A 22,179-nucleotide genomic window follows, 5' to 3' on the forward strand; every position below is an offset into this window, starting at 1 on the left:
TGAAGCCCGTCGCGAAGAAAGAAGCGAACGAGAATAGCACCTGCGTTTTGTTCGTGCAGCGCCGCGCTCAGTGTCGATGCACGTCGACGGGAAAGCGGTCCAGCCATTCGCCGAACATCGCGCGGGCGGCGCGTTCCAGTGCGGGACCGTGCTGCGCGGTCGCTTCACGCAACGCGGCGGCGGTCGTGCCGCTGCGCGCGAGATCGCCCGGATAGGTGACGAGCCAGTTCTCGAAGCGGTCCGCAAGCACTTCGGCGTGGCATTGGAGCGCGAGCACATGGTCGCCCCAGGAGAACGCCTGATGCGCGCATCGCTCGGTGGACGCGAGCAGCGTCGCGCCGTCGGGAAGATCGAACGTATCGCCGTGCCAGTGGAAAACGGGCACCGCGCGACCGTCCGCTTCGAGATGACGCAACGGCGACGCGCGCCCCGCTTCGGTCAGCGTGAGCGGCGACCAGCCGAGTTCCAGATCTTTGGATGAATAGACGCGCGCCCCGAGCGCCCGCGCGATGAGTTGCGAGCCGAGGCAGATGCCGATGGTGGGAAGCCCCGCGGCGATGCGTTTTTCCAGCATCGAGAGAAGCGGAGCGAGATGCGGATACTGCGCGTCTTCGTACGCGCCGATGGGCCCGCCGAGCACGACGAGCAGCGACGGATCGAGCGGATTGGGCGCGCCGATGCGCCCGCGCCCGACATCGAGATAGCGCACGAGATGGCCGCGGTCGCCGACGACGAGTTCGAGACTGCCGAGGTCTTCGAAATGAACGTGGCGAATGGCCAGGACTTCAGGTTTCATCGGCGGCTTTCCGTGGATCGGCGTGCGTGGCTCGGAACGTCTCTACATGACGAGCCGCGCCTCGCGGCGAGGCGCGACGGGCACAGTCTAACCGACTGGCCGCCGCCTCACAGCGTGGAATGCCGCAAATGCCGCCGCGTCCGAACTCAGGCGATCTGCGCGAAGACCTTCCAGCTCTTCTTCTGCGTGTTGAGATCGCCTTCTTCGTATACCGAACAGTCGAGACGAAGATCGGTATCCGCCATGTCGATCTGCAGGAGCGCGCAATGGTGCGGGACCTTCTTCGGGTTCTTGCTGACCTCGAAGTGCGTGCACGAGAGACACATGCGATGCGCCGGAATGTGCTGCTGGGCTTCCAGTTGGCGGATGGTCTTGAGCAGCGTGCGATAGAACGTCGCCTGCTCGTCTTCGCGCAGCGTGCCGACGGCCTTCGACAAGAAGTCCGGCCATTGCAGCGCCTTCTTCGCCGCCGTGCGTCCGCGCGACGTCAGGCGCACGGCCAGCGCGCGGCCGTCGTCCAGCGCGCGGCGCTTTTCGACGAGCCCCTTGCCTTCGAGCGTGCTCACGGCATCGCTCGTGGTCGCGGCCGTCAGCGCCGTCTCGCGCGCGATCTCGCCGAGGCGCATGGGCCCCTTGCGCTGCATCAGCAACACGAGAATTTCACCCTGGGTAGGCGTCAGCCCCGCACCTTCCGCCCATTCCCATGCCTGGCTGCGCATCGCCGTGCTCAGCCGCAGCAGGCCGTGGGTCACCCGCCCCGTCGCCTGCTCTCCGTAAACGCCTTCACTCATAATGTTTCGCTTGTTTTCCGCTTTATGGGTTTCGACAGCCCGTTCGCCGATAAGCGAACACCTCTCCCCGAAAGCCGCCCCGATTCACGTTGCCCCGTTCTTCGGCATAACTCCCGGTTTGTGGTCCCCGCCGTCTCAAAATTCAGGCGTACCAAGCCAATTCGGTTTGCCTGAATGGGGACATTGCACCCTCTTCGTTTTGCGCCTTGTTGTGTCGTGCCGTGGCGCTGCTTTTTCGCCGACTATACCCCGCCATCGGCGAAGTCGCCATTCTAAGCGACTGAGACCAAACGTACACCTTAATTATCCACGCAAAACTGTGGATAACCCGTGGAAAAGCGCGGTATTTCGTTGAGACTGCGCTCTGGACCACCAACCGACTGCCGCCCGAACTGAACAGACTGCCGCCCGAGCCGAAAGGACTGCCGTTCATTGCCAATACCGTCATGGTGCCTGCTTTTTTGCCAACGGCTATATGCCCCGTAACGCCCGGTAACGATTCTTACCGCTCCGGGGAATCCTGCGTTGTCCGCAATAACTCCGCGTTCACCGACAGCCTTCCCGATGTATACGGACGCTTCACGGAAACCTTGAGGAAAGTGCTTCGGGTTCTGCTCAAACGTTAGCGCGCGCATTCTATTCTCACCGCCGCATGCACGCATTCCATAAACACGAAAAACAATAAAGCCGCTTAGAAGTTGTTCCAAGCGGCCTATGTGCGAGAACCGTCAAAACATCACGATGCTCGAAAAGTCTTAAGCGTGCCTTAAGGTTTTGCTTTGCGCCATTCGCGCCATTCACGCGCTTCGCTTACGCACGCCATTGCAGACATTGCTGTCTCACGGCTTCGTGCAGCGACTTCTCCTTGTCGAACACGCCACGCAGCCACGTCGCATCGTTGACGCCGCCGCGCGCGATGTCGGCGATCTGCGCGAGCGCCGCCTGCGATCCGAGCGCTTCGGCATGCGGCGCGAGAACATCGAGCGTCGCCAGAATGTCTTCGGCAACCGTGCGCCGCTCGCCCGTCTGCGGATGGACGCACGTGCCTTCCATCCCGAAGCGGCATGCCTCGAAGCGGTTGAACGTATAGACGAGGTAGTCGTCTTCCTGCGGCATGAGCGGCTTGTCGAGCAGCAGATAGCGCGAAAGCGTCTGGATATAGCACGCGATGGCCGCCGCCCGATCGACCGAAAGCGGCGTATCCATCACGCGGACTTCGATGGTGCCGAAGCCGGGCTTCGGGCGAATGTCCCAGTAGAAGTCTTTCATGCTGTTCACGACGCCCGTGTGGACCATCTTCGAGAAGTATTCCTCGAAGCTGTCCCACGTGAGCACGAACGGCGCGCGGCCGGACAGCGGAAACGCGAACACCGAATTGAGCCGCGCCGAGTGAAAGCCCGTATCGACGCCCTGAATATACGGCGACGAAGCCGAGAGCGCGATGAAGTGCGGAATGTAGCGCGACATCGAATGCAGCAGGAAAAGCGCGCTGTTCGGATCGGGGCAGCCAATATGCACGTGCTGACCGAACACCGTGAACTGCTTGGCGAGATAGCCGTATAGCTCAGAGATGTACTGAAAGCGCGGTGCGTCGTAGATCTGGCGGTCGCTCCATTGCTGGAACGCATGCGTGCCGCCGCCGGCCAGCCCGACATTCAGCTGGTCCGCCGCCGCCACGAGCGTATCGCGAATCTTGCGCAAGTCCGTCAAGGCTTGTTCGTGCGTCGTGCAGATGCCCGTCGAGAGCTCGATCATGCTTTCGGTGATCTCGGGCGTGATGTTGCCCGGAATCTTCTCGTCCTTGATAAGACGCATGAGGTCGGACGCGGCCTTGGTCAGGTCGTAGTCGTGTGTATTCACGACCTGGATTTCCAGCTCGACGCCGAACGTGAACGGTTCCGAGTTGATGAAGGGTTCTAGTGCCATGACGCCTCTTGTTGAATCAATGCTTTGCCGGCCGGGCGATGCTTGAATGCGCTTACTCGCGCCGCTCGCCCACCGCCGACAAACTACGGTACACCACGAACGGCGTCGCGATCTGCAGCAGCACGATCGAGCACATCACGATGGCGCGCAGCGTCGGATCGTAGTCGGGATACAGCACATACATATCGTCGACGAGCAGATACGCGAGCGCCGACATCGGCGTCAACGCCACGCCGAGCGCCACGCCCTGCTTCCATTCCAGCCCGCTCGGCTTCGCGAAGATCAGCACGCCGATCAGCTTGCCGATGAAGCGCGCGAGCACGAGGCCCAGCGCCGCGACGCCGCCGAGCGCGATATCTCGCCACGCAAACGATGTCAGCGTGAGCGCAAACAGAATGACGGTGAGCAGCCATCCCGCCGACCCGAAGTGCGACGGCCACAACTGCGGCCGCTCGTCCGCGTTCTTCACGATGATGCCGGCCGCGAGCAACGCGAAGATCGTCGAGAGCTTGAAGAGGTGAGCGATGGCGATGGCGAGCAGCACGAGTCCGAAGAGCGCCACGAAAGAATGCTCATCGTTGGCGTTCAGGCGTCGATAAAGCAGATTGCAGGCACGCGCCAGCAGAAACGCCAACACCAGCGACCCGATCAGCAGATAAAGCGGCTGGAGGATCGTCGCGAATGCGTTGCCGTAGATCTCCTGATGCAGCACGCCCGCCGCCAGTTTTTCGACGATCACCGCGTACATGCTGTTCAACGCGGTCAGCGTCATCAGGCGCTGCGTCACCTGACCTTCCGCGCGCAATTCGGTCTTTAGCTGAATCACCATGGCGGGCGACGTGGACATCGCGATGGCGGCGATCACCACCGACGGCATGGTCGGCACATGGAACAGGATCAGCGCGATCAGCACGAGGCCGAACGTGAGCGTCGATTCCGCGATGCTCGACAAGATCAAATACGGATTGCGACGGATCCAGCGCAGGTCGAGCCGGCCGCCCAGTTCGAAAAGCAGCAGCCCGAGCGCGACGTCGAGGAGCGGTCGCGACAGACCGCCCGCGCTCGCGTCGATCACGCCGAGCCCTGCGTTACCCGCGATCAGCCCGATCACCGCATAGCCGGTGATGCGCGGCAGACGCCACGCGCGCCATAGCAGTTCTCCGGCGAGCCCCGCCGTGACGAGCGCGAGACCGGCCCAGAGAATGGCGTCGGGTTCGAGCGGCCAGGCGGGCAGAAATGAAAATGCCGAATTCATCGTGTGGGCTTCTCCTTCGTTGCTTCAGGCAGAGGGGCACGTCCGGCCGCGTGGTGGGCGAAAAACGTCAGCGGACGGCACGCATGCTCACGACCCGCTCCCGCCACGGGCGTAGTTCATTCAGGCGAAACGAATACGAACGAACACGGCGTCACGGAACGGCCGTGCACGGATTAGACGATGCGTCCCGGTCCAATGCGACGCTTAAAGCGAGACTGGCCGGACGCAGCGAACGGCGTTGCAGCGCGATGATCGGAGTTTCGCGTTGCAAGCGTCGTTCCATTGAGGCGCTCGCCGTCTGGACGGCGCGACGCAGGAAGAAGCGCGATTGTGCCACACAGTCATGTCCCCGGCTGAAACTCCAAGTTTATGATTCTTATGAGGTAAGTCCAACCGTAGACGTTCCGGTTCGGAAAACCTGACCGGCGGTCCGCGCGCTTCTTGCGGTTCCGGTGACGTCGTCTTCAGGTGTTTACAGGTTTACTGTATATAAACGTAGTAGTAGTTAACAAGGCGCCGCGTCCGCTGTGGACAACTGGCTTTTCCGCTTTTCCATCAAGCAGATGTAAACCGAAAAAGCGCGCGGTAAACCCGAGCGTCTCGCGCCGTTAACTCGGAATAACTTTCGGCGGTTAACGGGCGGTCTCCGGCTTGTCCCGTTTACGTGCACAACGCGTACACAGCTCTTTCTTGCGGATCTCGCCGGGTTATCCACAGATATCCGAGGATAACTAGGCCGGGCCGATATCTCCGTGACGTAACGCTCGTAAGAAGAATCGCGCGGGATCGACGGCTTCGGCCAGTTCGCGTTCGATCGGCCACGGCTCGCCCTCTACCTGTGATGCGATCAGTTCCGCCGCGAGCGTCGCCCAGACGAGCCCGCGCGAACCGAAGGCGAACGCGCCGTATAAGCCCGGCATGCGCGGCAGGTCGAGCGGCCATGCGCCGGAAAGACGCCGGGCATCGCGGCGGGCGGCGGTTTCGTCGGCGAGCGAGCCGATCATCGGCATGCGATCGCTCGTCACGCAGCGAAACGCCACGCGGCCATGCGCGACCCGTACGTCCTGCAAGCCGGCGAGCATGCGTCCGACGCGCTCGACGTTCTCCGCGTGCCCGGCTTCGCGGATGTGCGGATCGGTCTCGTCGATGTCGTAGGTGGCGCCGATCAGCGTGCGCCGCGCGCCGAGCGGCACCGCATAGCCGTCGCCGACCACGGGCAGCGTCAGCGCATCGAGCGGGCTCTTCTCGACAATCGAAAGCTGACCGCGCACGCCGCGCGTCGGATCTCCGTAAAGACCGGCGAGGTGCGCCGCATCGTGCGCATTGGCGAGCACCAGAACCGGCGCTTTCGCGATCAGTTCGCCTTGGGCGTCGAAGGCACGCCAGTCGCGGCCGTCGAATGCAATCTGCGTGACGGCCGTATTCATGCGCATGGTGAGCGCGTCGCCGGAAGCGGCGACTTGCGCCGCGCAGACCGCGGCCGGCGAAATGGCGCCGCCGCGCGGAAAGAGCCAGCCGCCGCGCGCCACTTCTACGCCTGCCACGCGCGAAGCGTCGTCGCGCGCTATCGGCGTCACGTAGTCGCGCGGATAGCCGAATCGCGCGATGGCGTCGGCGAGCGCATTCGCGTCTTCTTCCGAATCGGCAATTTGCAGCAGACCGGCGCTGCGCCGCAAGTCGTGGCCGGCGGCTTCGAGCGTCTGCCATCGTTGCAGCGCGCACAGAAAGCCCGCCCGCGTGAGGCGCGCGGCGATGCTGTCGTCGCGCCACACGATCGGGTGAAAGACGCCGGCAGGATTACCCGACGCGTCCCGCGCGGGCGACGCGTGCCGGTCGATCAGCGTCACGCGCCAGCCGCGCGACGCGAAGGACGACGTCACCGCGCATCCAGCCAGTCCCGCGCCGATGACGATGGCCTCGCGCGCTGTTACTTCCAAGGCCAGCGGCGGCTCGTGACGGCGCACGCGCCAGCGCGGCGCGAAGCGCCCAGCGATTCGACCGTCGCTTTGGCCGCACTCGAATCCTGAGGCAGCGAGCGCGCGCGTCCACGAGTCGCGGCCCGGCTCGGCGACGTCGACGCAGAGCGTCGCGCCGTCGCCGGCGAAGCGCGCGAGCGTCTTGCCCCACTTGCGCGGATCGTCGTCTGCCGTCGCATCGACATGAAACGCGTCTGCGCGCAGCCAGAGCTTCGGCAGCATGTCGTCGCCGACGGCAAGCGTGAGCACGACGCGCCCCGCTTCGAATTCGAGCCGATGCACGCCGGGCACGCGCATCGGCCAGACGCGGGCAAGTTCGGCTAATAGTGGATCGCTGCGAGCGGGCGGCGGCGTATCGAGCGCACGCAGCGGCGCCACTGCGACCACATACAGACGCTCAGAGCGCGCGGCGTCGTCGCGCCAAAGACGCCATAACGCCAGAAAGAGACTGTGAGTGTCGAAGCGCGCGGCGGCATCGACAAAGGTGAACACGCGCTTCGTCTTCCAGCGCGCCGGAAGATCGTGCAGCGCGAGAAGCGGCTCGCTAACGGGCGATGTATCGGTCATGCATCAAGCCTGGGAGGAAAAGCGGGCGTCTGAGGGGCGTCGGATAGTCGGCGAACGCCGCCACGCGCCGCACGGAAGCACGACCGGTTGCATCCGCGAAAGCCAGTACCGGCAAGGCTTTCAGCGCGAAACGGCCAGAGAATTGGCGATGAAACGTTGGCAAAAACCAACGGCGCGCTGTCCGATCAGGGCGGCTTCGGCGGGCGAAAGCGAGTCGCGCGTGATCGACCCGCGAAGGCCGCCAGGAACACCCCGTTACATAAGGGTAAATCTTTGAAACCCTTGTCCAGATTGGGTTTGCGCTGCGCTATCATACCAAGCGCCTCGTTCGAAGGCGGCGCGAGGGATTTGATGGGAAGCAACGCCGGTGACATGGCGCGAAACTGCGCCTGATTGTCGGACGGGCGCGCCAGAGGCCCGCCCCTACTCGACTGCACGGCTTGCGCACGTATAATCGGCGCGTTCGCGCTGTTCGTGTCAACCTAAACTGATAAAGGAACCTTAATGAACAAACAGGAATTGATCGACGCCGTAGCCGCTCAGACCGGCGCCAGCAAAGCTCAAACCGGCGAAACGCTGGACACGTTGCTCGAAGTCATCAAGAAGGCTGTCTCGAAAGGTGACGCAGTTCAGTTGATCGGTTTCGGCAGCTTCGGTTCGGGAAAGCGCGCAGCGCGCACGGGCCGTAATCCGAAGACCGGCGAATCCATCAAGATTCCGGCCGCCAAGACCGTCAAGTTCACGGCTGGCAAGGCATTCAAGGACGCAGTCAACAAGCGCTGAGCGCCTGGCCCGTCGCGGCCCGCCTCGCTGCGCAGCGCCTGGCAGCACTTTTCAGCGCTCATCAGCGCCATCGCTCGTGTTTAGTTGTTCCGTGTTCGTATCTTGATAGCGCCCGTCTTGCGCAAGCTACTCAGGTTCGTCCGCATGAGCGGAAAAAAGCCGGAGACCAAGAGGACCATGAAACCCGCCATCGGCGGGTTTTTTTTCATCTCTAATGCCGATGGTCTTCGCAATCGCAGTCGGGGCCGTGGCCGTGGTCGTGCTCATGCTCATGATCGTGATCCTCGACATCCCACGCGGGAAACGGGTCGTCGAACTGCTGCCACGCATCGCTGCCGAGCGTCCATTCGTCGTCGGTCAACAGGCACGCGTCGAACTTTCGCTGCCATGCGTCGATGTCGAGATCGACGCCCATCAGCACCAGTTCCTGCCGTCGATCGCCGATGCTGTTGTCGTCCGGATCGCCGAACCATTCCGCGACGATCTCGGCTTCGAGCTCGGGATCATCCGTTGGCCATTCGCTTCTGTCCTGCGCGGCCCACCATACGCCAGCCGGGCCGTGCCGCAACGTGCCGCCCGCCTGCGACAGCGACCCGCCGACGACACTGCGCGTCGCGAGCCAGAAGAAGCCCTTCGCGCGCAGCACGTCGCGCCATTCCTCATGCAGCAGATTCCAGAGCCGTTGCGGATGAAAGGGCCTGCGCGCCCGATAAACGAAATGCCGGACGCCCGACGCATCGGCGTCGCTAGCGTCTTCGCGTTCATCGTTAAGAATCGCGAGCCAGCCTGCGGCGCTGCCGGTGGCGTCCAGATCGAAACGGCCCGTGTTCACCAGTTCGCCGAGCGGCGCTTTGCCGTGTTCCGCGCGCAGCAGAACGGCGCGCGGATTCAACGCGCGGAAGATCTGCGCCAGCCGGTCCAGTTCGTCCTGGCCGACGAGGTCCGTCTTGCTCATCACGATCACGTCGCAGAATTCGATCTGCTCGACGAGCGCTTCGACCACGGTTTTGTCTTCGTCGGACGCTTCGCCGTTCAGCACGACGCCGCGTTCGGCGAGCGACTCTGCCGACGCGTAATCGCGCATGAAAGTCGATGCATCGACGACGGTCACGAACGTATCGAGATGCGCGCGGCCAGCGAAAGGCGCGTCTTCGTCGTCGCCGAAAGCGAAGTGTTCGGCGATATCCATCGGATTCACGCCGGGCGGCGCTTCGATCACGATCGCATCGAAACGCGGCTGCTGCTCGGCGAGTCGCGTGATGGCATCGGCGATGGCGTGCATTGCGTGCATCGCATCCTCGCCCGCGCGGCAAGCAAAGGACCCGAGGCGCACGCCTTCGCTGTTGTCGCGCAATGCGTCGAGAAGCGTGGATTTGCCCGCGCCGACGAAACCCGAGAGCACGGTGACTGGCAGTGGCGTTTGGTTCATTGCGGGCGTGTGGACGAGAATCGAAGTCACGATTCTGCATCAAACGCGGGGTGAGCGGAGGCAAGGCGCCGAGCGGCGCGGCGGCTCGCGCGCGGAAGAACCGGGAATTACTTCGACGCCTGCAGCAGCTTCCAGCGCCGCAGAATCTCGATGATCTGCGCCGAGTACTTGTCGCGCAGCGCAGGCGTTTCGGAATGGTAAGCACCGACGGCCTGCCACGAATTGCCGTACTTGTTCATCTTCTGGCGCAAATGCCACGCGGCGACGTAGACGCTCTTGCACGGCTCCATCAGCGTGCCGCTGGAAATGCCGTATTGAGACAGCGTGTTGAGGTGGATGGAGTTGATCTGCATGAGCCCGTAGTCGGTCGAGCCATTGGCGTTCCTGTTGATGGCGTCGGGCTTGTTGTGGGATTCCTGCCAGGCGATGGCGCGCAGAATGAGCGGATTGACCTTCTGATACTTCGCTGCTTCGTCGAAACAGTCGGCGTGAGCGGAGGCGGCCGCCAGCATGGCGCCGCAACCCATCGCAAGTATTCGCAGGAATCGCTTCATCTTCGTTCTACTCCATCCGCCCGTGCGGAACCGTCATGCTGCCGGCGCCGCGCCTCGCGCGTACGCCAAGATTCGTTGTCCGCTCGCTGCTGCCGCTGGCGGCATCGGGAAAACCCGAGCTTTACGCCGACGCCGGGGGAACGGAACCGCCCGTATGATACCGGCTGACGTCTTCGACCATAAGTTGGCTAGCCGACATAGGTCTAACGGACCGCGGATTGAACCAACGGGAATCCTCTGCTGACTATCGGCGCTTTCTTAAACGTATGAATAATAAAGTAATCTAATCGGGTTACAATTCGGGTCCCGTGTGCATCGCTTGTCTGACAAAAGTCTTCCGATGGGTTATCGGCAGGCCGTTGGAAAGCTTGAGCGCACTGGAACCCTTGGCATGCAGCCGCCGGGCGCAAGCGGCGGCGAACGAAGTTGCACTATTTCGTTACACAAAGCTGCTATCGTCATATTTTTATAAATAATCGTGGTCGGGCGGACACGTTCGCACCACGGTTGGCAGCGCCCTCGGATAGACGAACGGTGCTGCCTTAGCCGGTTCTTTGTACCCCGGCTCAGACATCACATCCATGAGAAGACAACCTATGGCACTGCGTCGCATCGCGACGGCACTGCTGGCGGCGGGACTTATCGTCGCGCAAGCCGCGCACGCGCAAGTGACGTTGAATTTCGTCAATGCCGATATCGACCAGGTCGCGAAGGCGATCGGCGCGGCCACCGGCAAAACCATCATCGTCGATCCCCGCGTCAAGGGACAGCTCAACCTCGTCTCCGAAAATCCGGTGCCGGAGGAGCAGGCGCTCAAGACGCTGCAGGCGTCGCTGCGCATGCAGGGCTTCTCGCTCGTGCAGGATCACGGCGTCCTGAAAGTCGTGCCCGAAGCCGACGCCAAGCTGCAAGGCGTGCCGACCTACGTCGGCAATGCGCCGCCGGCGCGCGGCGATCAGGTCGTCACGCAGGTGTTCGTGCTGCACAACGAGTCGGCGAACAACATTCTGCCGGTGCTGCGGCCGCTCATTTCGCCGAACAACACCATCGCGGCGTACCCCGCGAACAACACGCTCGTCGTCACGGACTACGCGGACAACGTACGGCGCATCGCGGGCATCATCGCGGGCATCGACACGGCGGCGGGCCGTGAAGTCGACATCGTGCAGCTGAAGAACGCGAACGCAATCGATGTCGCGGATCAGATGAACAAGCTGCTCGATCCCGGCACCATCGGCAGCACGGACGCGACGCTGAAAGTCACCGTCACGCCCGATGCGCGCACGAATTCGCTGATGTTCCGCGCCTCCAGCAGCGCGCGGCTCGCGGCCGCGAAGGCGCTGGCGAAAAAGCTCGACGCGCCGACGTCCCAACCCGGCAACATGCACGTCGTGCCGCTGCGCAACGCCGACGCGACGCGGCTTGCCAAGACGCTGCGCGCCATGCTGGGCAAGGGCGGCGGCAACTCGGACAACTCGTCGAGCAGCTCCGGCTCCAACTCGTCGAATTCCTTCGGGCAGAGCGGGCTCGGCAACTCGTCGACTTCCACGGGCACCTCGGGCGTTCCGCCGTTGCCCGGCGGCCTCGGCAGCAGCGGTTCGGGCACGGGCAATAACCCGATGTCCGGCACCGGCGGCACGCGCGACGCGGGCTTTTCCTCGAACAAGGACAACGACACCGGCAACGACACGAGCGGCGGCGGCATGATCCAGGCGGATTCCGCGACGAATTCGCTCATCATCACGGCAGCCGATCCGGTCTACCGCAATCTGCGCACGGTGATCGACCAGCTCGACGCGCGCCGTGCTCAGGTCTATATCGAAGCGCTGATCGTCGAACTCTCGGCCACGAGCGGCGCGAATCTCGGCATCCAATGGCAGGGCCTGCTGCTCTCGAATGGCGGCAACAACGCGCTCTACGGCAGTTCGAGTTTCGGCTCGGGCAACACGAACATCTTCGACCTGACCCTTCAGGGCAATGCGATCGCGCAGAATCCGTCGGCGGTCACCTCGACCACGGGCCTGCTCGCCAATGGCCTGAACATCGGTCTGCTGCACCGCTTCGGCAATCTGTTCGGGCTCGGCGGCCTGCTTCAGGCGCTCTCCACCTCGGCGGATGCCAACATCCTGTCCACGCCGAACCTGATCACGCTCGACAACGAGGAAGCGAAGATCGTCGTCGGCCAGAACGTGCCGGTGGTGACCGGCTCGTACGCCACGCCGACCGCGAACGCCGCCACGTCCGTGACCGCGTTCAACACGTTCGACCGGCGCGACGTGGGCGTGACGTTGCACGTGAAGCCGCAGATCACCGACGGCGGCGTGCTCAAGCTCCAGATCTATCAGGAAGATTCGAGCGTCGACGCGACGACGAAGACCGATCCGGGCGGCGTGACCATCAACACGCGCTCGGTGCAGTCGACCATTCTGGCCGACGACGGCGAGATCGTCGTGCTGGGCGGGCTGATGCAGGATCAGTACAACAACAACAACAGCAAGATTCCGCTGCTGGGCGACATTCCGTTCATCGGCAGCCTGTTCCGCAGCGAAAGCAAGACGCGCACGAAGACGAACCTCATGGTGTTCCTGCGCCCGGTGATCGTTCGCGATCAGGCGACGGCTTCGCAGATCGCCAATACGCGCTATGAGTATCTGCGCAATCAGCAGTACGGTTCGACGACGGACAACCGCATCGTCAAGGATCAGAACGTGCCGATGATGCCGCCGAAGCCGCTCGGTCCGAGCGAAGGCGGTGGCGCCCCGGCCCAGAATCTGCTCGACTGGAACAACCTGACGCGCGGCGTGCCCAGCTCGACGCTGCCGCAGGACCCGAACGCGGGACCCGCGCCGCAGCCGTATCAGAGTGCGCCGCAGAATAGTTACCCGGCGCCCGCGAACGGCGCGACCAACGCGATGCCCGGCAACGCGGCGACGAACGCCATGCCTGGCAACGCGGCGACGGGCTATGCGGTGCCGAACAACGCGCCGAGCGCCGCGCCGCTCGGCGGCAATCAGACGGGAGGACAGCCGTGAACACGCTGAACGCCGAAGCCGAAACCACGACCGCCACGGAAGCAACGGCCGCGTCGCCGCTCGCAGCGCGGCTCGTGCCCTACGGCTTCGCGCGTACCGGCCAGATTCTGGTCGCCCAGCAGCATGCCGACGGCATCGAAGTGTGGATCAGCGAGCGCACGAACGACGCGGCGCTCGCGGAAGTCGCGCGCAATTTCGGCGCGCTCACGATTGTCCGCAAGTCCGGCGACGAACTCGCCGCCGCGATCAACTCGGCGTACGCCCGTAACGACGGCAGCGCGGCCCAGGTGGTCGGCGAAGTGGAAGGCGAAGTCGATCTGTCGCGCCTGATGCAGGACATTCCCGAAGTGGAAGACCTGCTGGAATCCGAAGACGACGCGCCGATCATCCGCATGATCAACGCGCTGCTGACGCAGGCGGCGCGCGAACAGGCGTCGGATATTCACATCGAGCCGTTCGAGAACGCGTCGGTCGTGCGCTTTCGCGTCGACGGCACCTTGCGCGACGTCGTGCGTCCGAAGAAGGCGCTGCACGGCGCGCTGATTTCGCGCATCAAGATCATGGCGCAGCTCGATATCGCCGAGAAACGTTTGCCGCAGGACGGCCGCATCACGCTGCGCGTCGGCGGCCGTCCGGTCGACGTGCGCGTGTCCACGCTGCCGACCGGCCACGGCGAGCGCGCCGTGCTGCGTCTGCTCGAAAAGGACGCGCAGCGGCTGAATCTCGAAACGCTTGGCATGGCGCGCGACACGCTCGTCCAGTTCGACAAGCTGATCGGCCGGCCGCACGGCATCGTGCTCGTGACCGGGCCGACCGGCTCCGGCAAGACGACCACGCTCTATGCGTCGATGTCGCGGCTCGAAACCACGACCACCAACATCATGACCGTGGAAGACCCGATCGAATACGATCTGTCGGGCATCGGCCAGACGCAGGTCAACGAGCGCATCGGCATGACGTTCGCGCGGGCGCTGCGCTCCATTCTGCGTCAGGACCCGGACATCATCATGATCGGTGAAATCCGCGACCTCGAAACCGCGCAGATCGCGGTGCAGGCTTCGCTGACCGGCCACCTCGTGCTCGCGACGCTGCACACGAACGACGCCGCCTCCGCCGTCACGCGTCTCACGGACATGGGCGTGGAGCCGTATCTGCTCGCGTCGTCGCTGCTCGGCGTGCTCGCGCAGCGTCTCGTGCGCCAGTTGTGCCCGGTGTGCAAGGAAGAGCGCGAGGAAGAAGACGGCGTGAAGCACTGGCATCCTGTCGGCTGCGACCGATGCGGCCAGTCGGGCTACGTGGGCCGGCGCGGCGTGTACGAACTGCTGCTGATCGACGACGCCATTCGCCCGCTGATCCATCGCAACGCCGCCGACGCCGAGATTCTCGCGGCGGGCCGCGCGCACGGCATGCGCACGCTGCGCGAGGACGCGAACCGCTGGCTGAACGCGGGCGTGACATCGCTCGAAGAAGTGCTGCGCGTGACAGGCGGAGAATAAGCGTATGCCGGCGTTCCGTTTCGAAGCCATCGACCAGGCGGGCAAGACGCAGACCGGCGTGCTCGACGCCGACAGCGCCCGCGCCGCGCGCAGCCATCTGCGCACGCAAGGACTGACGCCGCTCGTCGTCGAGGCGGCGGGCACGCGCACGCGCGGCGAACGGCAGCAGCGGCTCTCGCTCGGGCGACGGCTCTCGCAGCGTGAGCAGGCCATTCTCACGCGCCAGCTCGCGAGTCTCTTGATCGCCGGCCTGCCGCTTGGCGAGACGTTGTCCGTGCTCACCGAGCAATCCGAGCGCGATTACATCCGCGAACTGATGGCCGCGATCCGCGCCGAAGTGCTCGGCGGCCATTCGTTTGCGAACGCGCTCGCGCAGCATCCGAAGGACTTCCCGGAAATTTATCGCGCGCTCGTCGCGGCGGGCGAGCATACCGGCAAGCTCGGGCTCGTGCTCTCGCGTCTCGCCGACTACATCGAGCAGCGCAACGCGTTGAAGCAGAAGATCGTTCTCGCGTTCACGTATCCGGGCATCGTGACGATTATCGCGTTCGGCATCGTCACGTTTCTGTTGAGTTACGTGGTGCCGCAGGTCGTGAACGTGTTTGCCAGTACGAAGCAGGCGCTGCCGTTCCTCACCGTGATGATGATGGCGCTGTCCGCCTTCGTGCGCAGTTACTGGTGGGCGGTGCTGATCGGCGTGGTGCTGGTTGCATGGCTCGTGCGGCGCATTCTGTCGCGGCCCGGGCCGCGCCTGGCGTTCGACCGCTGGCTCTTGACGGCGCCGCTCGTCGGCAAGCTGGTGCGCGGCTATAACACGGTGCGCTTTGCCAGCACGCTCGCGATTCTCACGGCCGCCGGCGTGCCGATCCTGCGCGCGCTGCAAGCGGCGGGCGAAACGTTGAGCAATACCGCGATGCGCCAGAACGTCGACGACGCGATCGTGCGCGTGCGCGAAGGCTCGGCGCTCTCTCGCGCGCTCGCCAATACCAAGACGTTCCCACCCGTGCTGGTGCATTTGATCCGCTCGGGCGAAGCCACCGGCGACGTCACCACGATGCTCGACCGCGCGTCCGAAGGCGAAGCGCGCGAACTCGAACGCCGCACGATGTTCCTCACGAGCCTGCTGGAACCGCTGCTGATCCTCGCGATGGGCGGCGTCGTGCTGGTGATCGTGCTCGCGGTGATGCTGCCGATCATCGAACTGAATAATCTGGTGCAGTAATGAACGCCCTGCAAACCCGCCTGCTCACGCTCGCCGCTCTCGCGCTCTTTTGCGTGACGGTGACTTATTGGGTCGTTACGCTGACTTCTCGCCAGACCGCGCCGCTGCCCGCCGCCGCCGCGACGCGCACGCCGTCGGTCGAACAGGCCGCGACGATTTTCGGCGGGCAACTGGAGCGGCAAGCGAATTCGGACGTGCATCTGTTCGGCATTCTCGCGCTGCAAGGCGGCGCGGCGGCCATCGTCAGCTACGGTGGCGAGCCGCCGCGCGCGGTGTCGCTCGGCGGGCCGCTCGCGCAGGGCGTGAAGCTCTCGCAGGTGAAAGCGCGTTCGATCATCGTCGAGCGCAACGGCGTGAAGTCGGAAATCTTCCTGCCGCCGGTGCCGCCCGGACCGACGATCTACGTCCGTTGAGCACGCCAGGCCGCGCGTTGACAGCGGTCACGGCGCGATGAGAGCCGGTCGATAGAATGCTCCGGCGGCTTCGGTCAAACGAAGCCGCATGTTTCTTAAATCAAGCGGGCGCAAGCCCTGAATCAACACGAGGTAGCAGTCATGCAAATGTGGACGCAACGCCGCATGGAAATCACCAAGGCCAAGGCGCGCCGTCAACGGGGTTTTACGCTCATCGAGATCATGGTCGTGATCGCGATTCTCGGCATTCTCGCCGCGCTGATCGTGCCGAAGATCATGAGCCGCCCCGACGAAGCGCGCCGCGTGGCCGCGAAGCAGGACATCGGCACCATCATGCAGGCCATGAAGCTGTACCGGCTGGACAACGGCCGTTATCCGACGCAGGAGCAGGGTCTGCGCGCGCTCGTCGAAAAGCCGACGACGGAACCCGTGCCGAACAACTGGAAGGACGGCGGCTATCTTGAACGCCTGCCGGCCGATCCGTGGGGCGGCCAGTATCAATATCTGAATCCGGGCGTGCACGGAGAAATCGACGTGTTCAGCTACGGCGCGGACAACAAGGCGGGCGGCGAGGGCAACGATGCCGACGTCGGCTCGTGGCAGTAAAAGGAACGTGAAGTGAACAGGCACGGCAGGCACAGGGCGGCGCGTCGCAATGCGGGTTTCACGCTGCTGGAAATGCTCGTCGTGCTGGTCATCGCGGGCTTGCTCGTGTCGCTCGCGTCGCTGCAGCTCACGCGCAATCCGCGCACGGATCTGAACGAAGAAGCGCAACGGCTCGCGCTGCTGTTCGAATCGGCGGGCGACGAAGCGCAAGTGCGCGCCCGGCCGATCGCGTTCCAACCGGTGGAAGGCGGGTTCCGCTTCGACATCCGCACCGAAGACGGCTGGCGCCCGCTGCGCGACGACCTTTTGCGCGCGCGCCGCTGGGAAGGCGGCGTGACGAGCGTGAGCATCCAGTTTCTCGATTCCGACAAGACCGTGAGCCGGCTCGTCTTCGGCACCGAAGCCATCGACACGCCCATGGAAATCACGCTCGTCTCGGCGGTGGGGCGCGCGACGATCATCGGCAGCGGCAACGGCCGCTTTCAGGTGCGGTGATGCGCGCGCGATCCACACAACGCGGCGCAGAACGCGGCTTCACGATGATCGAAGTGCTCGTCGCGCTGGCGATCCTCGCGGTGGCGCTCGCGGCGTCGCTGCGCGCGGTCGGGTCCATGGCGACGAGCGAAGCGGACCTGCATCGGCGTCTGCTCGCGGGATGGAGCGCGGACAACGAACTCGCGCAACTGCGGCTCGCGCATGTGTTTCCGGACATCGGCTCGCGCACCTTCGACTGCTCGCAGGGCAACCTGAAGCTCGTCTGCACGCAGCGCGTCTCGGCCACGCCGAATCCTATTTTCCGTCGCGTCGAAATGTTCGTCGCGACGCCCGGGCGCGCCGGTTATCTCGCGCAGATGGTCACGGTGGTGGCGAATGAAACGAATCGTTCGCTCTGAGCCGCGCCGCGCGACGCGGCGGCAGCGCGGTTTCACGCTGCTCGAAATGCTTATCGCCATCGCCATTCTCGCGGTGATTGCCGTGTTGTCGTGGCGCGGGCTGGACCAGATCATTCGCGGCCGCGCGACCATCACGAACGCGATGGAAGACGAACGCGTGGTCGCGCAGTTGTTCGATCAGATGCGCATCGACGCGCGTCAGGCCGCGACCGACGACGAAGCCGGCCAGCCCGCTGTGTCGCTCGGCAACGGGTCGCTGCAGATCGTGCGCGGCGTGTTTGCGCCCGCCACCGCGCCGCGCCTGCAGGTCGTGCGCTACCGGCTGACGGACGGGCGCATCGTGCGATTCGCGTCGCCGCCGCTCGAAAACGTCGGCGAAGTGCGGCGCGCGCTTTCATCGAGCGATACCGCTGATGGCTGGAGCGCGGTTCCGCTGCTGGGCGGCGTCCGGTCGCTCGCGACGCGCGTCTACATTCCGCAGAAGGGCTGGACGACGCGCATGGCCGACGTGCTTTCGCAGATCAACGAGAACGACAACAATCTGAAGGTGCCGCAACTCGGGAACGCGCCGCTTGCGCGTGCCGTGTCGGGCATTCAGGTGGCGGTCGGCGCGCCGAATCTGCGCGTGCCGATCACGCGCGTGTTTCTGGTCGGAGAATGAGGATGCGTGCATCGGGCCTGAGCAAAAGACAGCGCGGCGTCGCGATCATCAGCGCGTTGCTGGTGGTCGCGCTCTCGTCGATTCTCGTCTCGGGCATGTTGTGGCGGCAGCAGGTGCAAGTGCGGCGCATCGAAAATCAGCGGCTGCTTGCGCAGGCGCAGTGGATTTCGCGCAGCGCGCTCGACTGGACGCGCCTCATTTTGCGTTCCGAAGCCGATACTTCGCCGACCGTCACGTATCTCGGCGGCGTGTGGGGCGTGCCGATCGCGAAGACGAAGCTCTCCGACTTCCTCGGGCAGATCGGCGAAGTGCGCTCGCAGGAAGGCGCGCAGACGTTTCTGTCCGGCTCCATCGAGGACGCGCAGGCGAAGTTCAACTTGCGCAACCTCGTCGCGACGCCGACGCCCGGCGTGCTGACCATCAACGTCGAGCAGATTCAGGCGTTTCAGCGCCTTCTGACGATGCTCGGCATCAACGGATCGCTCGCGAAGACGGTCGCCTTGCAGATGCGCGCGGGACTCTCGCGCTCCGCCACGCGCTTCCAGACGCAGACCGGCAACGGCGCGACTGCGGCGAGCTCGCCGGCGGAGGCCATGGCGGCGATTGCGCAAGGCGGCGGCACGGGCGGCGGCAATTTTACCGACGATCCCGGCCTCAAGGACGCCGATAGCGACGCGCCGGTCGCGCCGCTGCAAATGATCAGCGTGGATTCGCTGCTCGACGTGCCGGGCTTTTCGGCCGAAGCGGTCGCGAAGCTGCGGGCGTTCGTGACCGTGCTGCCGACGACGACCTCGGTGAACATGAACACCGCGCCCGCCACGGTGGTCGCGGCCGTGGTGCCGGGCATGAGCCTCTCGCAGGCGCAGGCGTTCGTCGCCCGGCGGGAGACGGTGTTTTTCCACGATATCGGCAACGTGCAGCTCGCGTTGACCGGCGCGGGCGTCCGTTCCACGTCGATCGATCCGAACCAGCTCGACGTGACCACGCGCTATTTTGTGATTCACGGCCGCGTCGAACATGAGCGCGCGCAACTGGAGCGCACGACGCTCGTGTACCGCGATCCGACGACGCACACCACGCGCATCGTCTTTACGCGCGACGCGCTCTGATGACGCTGTTACTGACAAGAGGAAGTGGTCTTTGAGCACACTGATCGTTCTATTACCGCCGCGCGATCCCGCCGTGCGCTCGCAGGAGTGGCAACTGCCCGACCTGCCGTTTCTGCTGCTGGACAAGCGCGGCGAAACGCAACGCGCGGGCCGCGCCGCTGTCGGCGTTCTGCCGCGCGCCAACGCGACCGTGCTGATCGTCGCGGCGCGCGACACGCTGCTGCTCGCCGCTACCGTTCCGCCGCTCAAAGGTCCGAGGCTGCGTCAGGCGCTGCCGAACGTGGTCGAAGACCAGTTGATTCAGGACCCGCAGACGTGCCACATCGCCGTCGATCCGGTCGCGCTCGCCGACGGACGGCGCGTGGTCGCAGTGATCGATCGCGGCTGGTTCCGCTTTGTGTGCGATGCGTTCATGAGCACCGGGCATCGCAATCTGAAGGCGGTTCCGGCCATGCGCTGCCTGCCCGTTCCGGCCGCCGCGCCTGTCATCGCGACGCCGGAAGGCGAAGAGCAAGCCGCCGAAGCCGACGCGCCGCCGACGCCCTTCATCGCGGGATTGCTCGGCAACGTGATCTCGACCGCGCCTGCGCTGATCGGCGACGTGCAGGCGGCGGCGCCCGCGACCGGCGGCGCGCCGCGCGTCGAGATCGCCATCGCGCGCGGCGAACGCGCGGCGCTCGGCGAAGGCCTCGCGCTGCCCGTCGATTCGATTGCGCCCACGCTCGACGCACTCGCGGGCGAGCATCCACTCACGCTGTATTCGCTCGCCGATATTCCCGGCGACGAGCCGCGCCTCGCGGCGTCGGGCAGACATGCGGCCATCGCGGGCGCGCAGCCGCTCGCGTTCGAGGCGCTCGCCCGCAATGCGCTCGCGAGCCGTTTCGACTTGTGCCAGTTCGAATTCGCGGCGCAGCCGTGGCGGCTCGACCGCGCGACCATGCGCCGCCTGCGCGTGCCGATCGCGCTCGTGGCGGCGTCGGTCATCGTGTCGATTGTCGGCATCAACGTGCAGTGGATTCAGCTTTCGCGCCAGCGCGACGCCATCAACGCGCAGATGACCGAACTGCTGCTCAACGCGTTCCCCAAGACCACGACCGTGCTCGACGCGCCGGATCAGATGTCGCGCAATCTCGACCGGCTGCGCGTGGCGTCGGGCGAGCTGTCGCCGTCGGATTTTCTGTCGCTCGCCGACGGCCTCGCGCGCTCGCTCGGTCCCGTGCCGGTGAACGGCATCGCCGGGCTGGATTATCGCGACCGTCATCTGGAAGTGACCTTCAAGCCGGACACCAAGGTCGATCCTGACCTCGGCAAGCGCCTCGCGGCCAATGGGCTGAACGGCGCCATCGACACGAACACCGGCAAATGGACCATCAGGAGCGGCCAATGAAAGCGGAGATCGGACGAACGCTCTCTGAGTTCTGGGAGGCGCGCACGCCGCGCGAAAAAACGCTGTTGATGTGGGGCGGCCTGCTGCTCGGCATCGCGCTGGTTTATCTCGTGCTGTGGGCACCCGCGTACGAAGGCCGCGCCCGCCTGCGCGACACCTTGCCGACGATGCAGCGCCAGCTCGCCACGATGACCGCGCAGGCGAACGAAGCACGCTCGCTCGCGGGCAGCGCCGAGGGCGTGACGCCGACGGGCGGCGCGCTGCGCGATGCGCTCGCGAAGTCGCTCGCGGACAACAACATGCAGCCGACGCAGGTGCAGGTCATCGGCGCGGCGGTGCAGATTCAGTTGAAGAACGCGTCGTTCCCGAACTGGACGATGTGGCTCGACGACGCGCGCAAGCAGTTCAAGGTGCAGGTGTCGGAAGCGCACATTCAGGCGCTGAAGCCGGACGGTCAGGTGGACCTGACGGCATCGCTGCAACCGGCCAGCGTCAAATGAGCTACTGGACTCGCCGACTCAGGCTCGCGCTGCCGGGACTTATCGTGATGGTGCTGTCGGTGGCGGGAACGCTGCTCGTGATGATGCCCGCCGCGTGGATCACGCCGCAGTTCGCGAAGGCTACGGGCGGCCACGTGAATCTTGCCGATCCTTCGGGGTCGCTCTGGCGCGGCTCCGCAACGCTGATGCTCGCGGCGAGCAGCGACGGCTCCGGCGCGACACTGCTGCCGGGGCGCATCGAATGGACGACGGCGTTCTGGCCGCTTTTCACCGGCCGCGTGCACATGACCATGCGGCAGACGGAGGCGATGCCGGACCCCGTGATCGTCGATGCCACGACGCGCGGCGCGACGCTATCGGCGGGCGGAATCGCGGTTCCGGCAACGCTGCTCGCCGGTCTGGGCGCGCCGTTCAACACGCTGAATTTCGAGGGGACGGTGCGACTTTCGTGGACCGAGTTCCGCTTGCTCGGCAGGAATGCTTACGGACAGTTCGTGGTGACGCTCGACGACATGGCTTCGCGCGTGTCGCGGGTCAAGCCGCTCGGGTCGTACCGCGTCGCGTTGCAGGCGCAAGGGGCGACGGCCAGCATCGATCTCTCGACAACCCGGGGCCCTTTGCTGTTGACCGGCAGCGGCGTGGTCTCGCAAGACGCGACGACCTTTGAAGGCGCCGCAAAGGCCGAACCGGCGCAGCGCGAAAATCTCGCGGGACTCTTGAATCTGCTCGGCCGACACACCGATCCGGACACCGTCGCGCTGACGTTCAACCATTATTAGAGCG

At 64.8% G+C, this 22,179-nt stretch carries 20 protein-coding genes; 13 read left to right on the plus strand and 7 right to left on the minus strand.

What is annotated here, in order from left to right:
- Positions 1 to 67 precede the first annotated feature (67 nt).
- The 5 genes from LDZ26_RS13035 to mnmC all read right to left on the minus strand — a co-directional run bounded on the left by LDZ26_RS13035 (position 68) and on the right by mnmC (position 7,311).
- Entirely contained in the window at positions 68 to 796 is a 729-nt protein-coding gene (locus tag LDZ26_RS13035; protein WP_244847550.1) for a glutamine amidotransferase, read from the minus strand.
- 146 nt (positions 797 to 942) lie between these two features.
- Positions 943 to 1,587, minus strand: a complete 645-nt coding sequence (locus LDZ26_RS13040) for a MarR family winged helix-turn-helix transcriptional regulator (RefSeq protein WP_175938710.1) — start codon at positions 1,585 to 1,587, stop codon at positions 943 to 945.
- An 810-nt stretch (positions 1,588 to 2,397) separates the two neighbouring features.
- A complete protein-coding gene (locus tag LDZ26_RS13045) occupies positions 2,398 to 3,513 on the minus strand; it encodes a YbdK family carboxylate-amine ligase (protein ID WP_244847551.1) in 1,116 nt (371 codons plus the stop codon).
- Between the two features lie 52 nt (positions 3,514 to 3,565).
- Entirely contained in the window at positions 3,566 to 4,768 is a 1,203-nt protein-coding gene (locus LDZ26_RS13050; protein ID WP_244847552.1) for a cation:proton antiporter, read from the minus strand.
- 731 nt (positions 4,769 to 5,499) lie between these two features.
- Positions 5,500 to 7,311 carry a bifunctional tRNA (5-methylaminomethyl-2-thiouridine)(34)-methyltransferase MnmD/FAD-dependent 5-carboxymethylaminomethyl-2-thiouridine(34) oxidoreductase MnmC gene (gene mnmC / locus LDZ26_RS13055; protein WP_244847553.1) on the minus strand — a complete coding sequence of 604 codons (1,812 nt, stop codon included), beginning with the start codon at positions 7,309 to 7,311 and terminating at the stop codon, positions 5,500 to 5,502.
- A gap of 504 nt (positions 7,312 to 7,815) precedes the next feature.
- On the opposite strand from mnmC, the gene LDZ26_RS13060 reads away from it, so the two are divergent.
- Entirely contained in the window at positions 7,816 to 8,094 is a 279-nt protein-coding gene (locus LDZ26_RS13060) for an HU family DNA-binding protein (protein WP_008352404.1), read from the plus strand.
- A gap of 211 nt (positions 8,095 to 8,305) precedes the next feature.
- Here LDZ26_RS13060 and LDZ26_RS13065 read toward each other — a convergent pair whose 3' ends face one another.
- The gene (locus tag LDZ26_RS13065; protein WP_244847554.1) at positions 8,306 to 9,523 is read right to left on the minus strand and encodes a GTP-binding protein; all 1,218 of its coding nucleotides are present in this window, start codon (positions 9,521 to 9,523) and stop codon (positions 8,306 to 8,308) included.
- A 107-nt stretch (positions 9,524 to 9,630) separates the two neighbouring features.
- Complete coding sequence (locus LDZ26_RS13070; RefSeq protein ID WP_244847555.1) at positions 9,631 to 10,077, minus strand: lytic transglycosylase domain-containing protein; 447 nt, start codon at positions 10,075 to 10,077, stop codon at positions 9,631 to 9,633.
- Between the two features lie 596 nt (positions 10,078 to 10,673).
- On the opposite strand from LDZ26_RS13070, the gene gspD reads away from it, so the two are divergent.
- The 12 genes from gspD (at position 10,674) to LDZ26_RS13130 (ending at position 22,175) form a co-directional block, all read left to right on the plus strand.
- Positions 10,674 to 13,109 (plus strand): type II secretion system secretin GspD, encoded by a 2,436-nt coding sequence (gene gspD, locus LDZ26_RS13075; protein ID WP_244847556.1) that lies wholly within the window; start codon positions 10,674 to 10,676, stop codon positions 13,107 to 13,109.
- A complete protein-coding gene (gene gspE, locus LDZ26_RS13080) occupies positions 13,106 to 14,605 on the plus strand; it encodes a type II secretion system ATPase GspE (RefSeq protein WP_370650618.1) in 1,500 nt (499 codons plus the stop codon). The genes gspD and gspE overlap by 4 nt, the downstream gene beginning before the upstream one ends.
- Before the next feature lie 4 nt (positions 14,606 to 14,609).
- Positions 14,610 to 15,827: a type II secretion system inner membrane protein GspF gene (gene gspF / locus LDZ26_RS13085; RefSeq protein WP_175938722.1), complete on the plus strand. Its 1,218-nt coding sequence runs from the start codon at positions 14,610 to 14,612 to the stop codon at positions 15,825 to 15,827.
- Complete coding sequence (locus LDZ26_RS13090; protein ID WP_206467272.1) at positions 15,827 to 16,240, plus strand: general secretion pathway protein GspC; 414 nt, start codon at positions 15,827 to 15,829, stop codon at positions 16,238 to 16,240. Before gspF ends, LDZ26_RS13090 begins: the two co-directional genes overlap by 1 nt.
- 141 nt (positions 16,241 to 16,381) lie before the next feature.
- The gene (gene gspG, locus LDZ26_RS13095; protein ID WP_244139978.1) at positions 16,382 to 16,846 is read left to right on the plus strand and encodes a type II secretion system major pseudopilin GspG; all 465 of its coding nucleotides are present in this window, start codon (positions 16,382 to 16,384) and stop codon (positions 16,844 to 16,846) included.
- Positions 16,847 to 16,858: 12 nt separating this feature from the next.
- On the plus strand, positions 16,859 to 17,341 hold the full coding sequence (locus LDZ26_RS13100) for a GspH/FimT family pseudopilin (RefSeq protein ID WP_255774822.1): 483 nt from the start codon (positions 16,859 to 16,861) through the stop codon (positions 17,339 to 17,341).
- Positions 17,341 to 17,739: a type II secretion system minor pseudopilin GspI gene (gene gspI / locus LDZ26_RS13105; protein WP_244847557.1), complete on the plus strand. Its 399-nt coding sequence runs from the start codon at positions 17,341 to 17,343 to the stop codon at positions 17,737 to 17,739. Before LDZ26_RS13100 ends, gspI begins: the two co-directional genes overlap by 1 nt.
- Positions 17,717 to 18,400 carry a type II secretion system protein J gene (locus LDZ26_RS13110; protein ID WP_244847558.1) on the plus strand — a complete coding sequence of 228 codons (684 nt, stop codon included), beginning with the start codon at positions 17,717 to 17,719 and terminating at the stop codon, positions 18,398 to 18,400. Before gspI ends, LDZ26_RS13110 begins: the two co-directional genes overlap by 23 nt.
- Positions 18,397 to 19,509 carry a type II secretion system minor pseudopilin GspK gene (gene gspK / locus LDZ26_RS13115; RefSeq protein ID WP_244847559.1) on the plus strand — a complete coding sequence of 371 codons (1,113 nt, stop codon included), beginning with the start codon at positions 18,397 to 18,399 and terminating at the stop codon, positions 19,507 to 19,509. The genes LDZ26_RS13110 and gspK overlap by 4 nt, the downstream gene beginning before the upstream one ends.
- 31 nt (positions 19,510 to 19,540) lie before the next feature.
- Positions 19,541 to 20,896 (plus strand): type II secretion system protein GspL, encoded by a 1,356-nt coding sequence (gspL, locus tag LDZ26_RS13120; protein ID WP_244847560.1) that lies wholly within the window; start codon positions 19,541 to 19,543, stop codon positions 20,894 to 20,896.
- Positions 20,893 to 21,396 (plus strand): type II secretion system protein GspM, encoded by a 504-nt coding sequence (gene gspM, locus LDZ26_RS13125; protein ID WP_175938736.1) that lies wholly within the window; start codon positions 20,893 to 20,895, stop codon positions 21,394 to 21,396. The genes gspL and gspM overlap by 4 nt, the downstream gene beginning before the upstream one ends.
- A complete protein-coding gene (locus LDZ26_RS13130; RefSeq protein ID WP_244847561.1) occupies positions 21,393 to 22,175 on the plus strand; it encodes a type II secretion system protein N in 783 nt (260 codons plus the stop codon). Before gspM ends, LDZ26_RS13130 begins: the two co-directional genes overlap by 4 nt.
- Positions 22,176 to 22,179: the final 4 nt, after the last annotated feature.

The organism is Caballeronia sp. SL2Y3 (genome assembly GCF_022879575.1).
Taxonomy (GTDB): Bacteria; Pseudomonadota; Gammaproteobacteria; order Burkholderiales; family Burkholderiaceae; genus Caballeronia.